This is a genomic window from Mesorhizobium sp. M0243, from assembly GCF_040321775.1.
GTDB lineage: Bacteria > Pseudomonadota > Alphaproteobacteria > Rhizobiales > Rhizobiaceae > Mesorhizobium.
Genome location: NZ_JAMYSF010000076.1, coordinates 1 through 1,048 on the forward strand (window position 1 = coordinate 1; position 1,048 = coordinate 1,048).

A 1,048-nucleotide genomic window follows, 5' to 3' on the forward strand; every position below is an offset into this window, starting at 1 on the left:
CGGCCTGCCGAAGCCATAGAGCAGGTGCGCAAGGCGCTGCGGCTCAACCCTCACCCGCCCGGTTGGTACTACTGGATGTTGGGCCAGGCTCAGTATGCCATCGGCGACTACGAATCCGCGGTTCAAACGTTGCGGAGACCCGAAACTTATCGCACGACTTCACGACGCCTGCTTGCAGCAAGCCTTGCGCAACTTGGCCGTTTGGAGGAGGCGCGCTGGGAGGCGGAAATGTTCATGATAAGCAATCCGCACTTCACAATCAGGCATTGGTCAGCTTCGCAGCCTTTCCCGGCCGAGGACGTCCGACGGCATATCGTGGAAGGCTATCGCATGGCGGGGCTGCCAGAATGACTGTCACGGCTATGCCGTCGGGGCCGCAGTGGATAGCGTCTCGAGGCTGCCGCAGCAGCGAATATTTGGTCTCTTCTGCCGGAACGAAATTCGTCAAATCGAGACTTGAACATGGCAAGTGAAGACTTTCGGCACCGGAAAGCACAACGGGAGGATCTCCCGGCCCTGATTACGCTCATGGACGCGGCGATCTCTGAACTCCAGAAGCCCTTTCTAGATGACGCTCAGATCCAATCCAGCCGGGCCATCATGGGGCTGGATACACAACTTGTCGACGACGGCACTTACTTCCTCGTGGAGCACAACGGCGTTTTGGCAGGTTGCGGCGGTTGGAGCCGGCGCGCAACGATGTATGGTGGAGATCAGTCGCCTGGACGTGATGCAGCGCTGCTTGATCCTGCCAAGGACGCAGCACGCATCAGAGCCATGTACACCCATCCGGACTTTGTCCGGCGGGGGGTCGGCCACTTGATCCTTGCGCTTTGTGAGCGTGCCGCCAAGGCCGAGGGCTTCGCCCGTGCTGAGCTGGCAGCTACCGCGGCCGGAGAGCCACTGTATCGCGCCTGCGGGTACCAATCCGTCAAGAAATTCTTCGACGAGCGTGGCGGGGCTCCGGTTCCTATCCTGCTTATGAGCAAGACGCTCTGACCTCCGGCTTACAGGGCAGTCGCACGCAGTTGGCGGCGCTCGCCGGCAC

Annotated in this window: 1 protein-coding gene and 1 pseudogene; both read left to right on the forward strand. The window is 60.8% G+C overall.

Annotated elements, in window-relative coordinates; all coding sequences use genetic code 11:
• Positions 1-351 (forward strand): annotated as a pseudogene (locus tag NKJ11_RS33675) (adenylate/guanylate cyclase domain-containing protein); the annotation flags it as partial.
• Positions 352-462: 111 nt separating this feature from the next.
• Complete coding sequence (locus NKJ11_RS33680; RefSeq protein WP_023809638.1) at positions 463-999, forward strand: GNAT family N-acetyltransferase; 537 nt, start codon at positions 463-465, stop codon at positions 997-999.
• Positions 1,000-1,048: the final 49 nt, after the last annotated feature.

Bases quoted from the DNA above. Each gene is read 5' to 3' on its own strand.
- NKJ11_RS33680 (WP_023809638.1), top strand. From the start codon at position 463: ATGGCAAGTGAAGACTTTCGGCACCGGAAAGCACAACGGGAGGATCTC.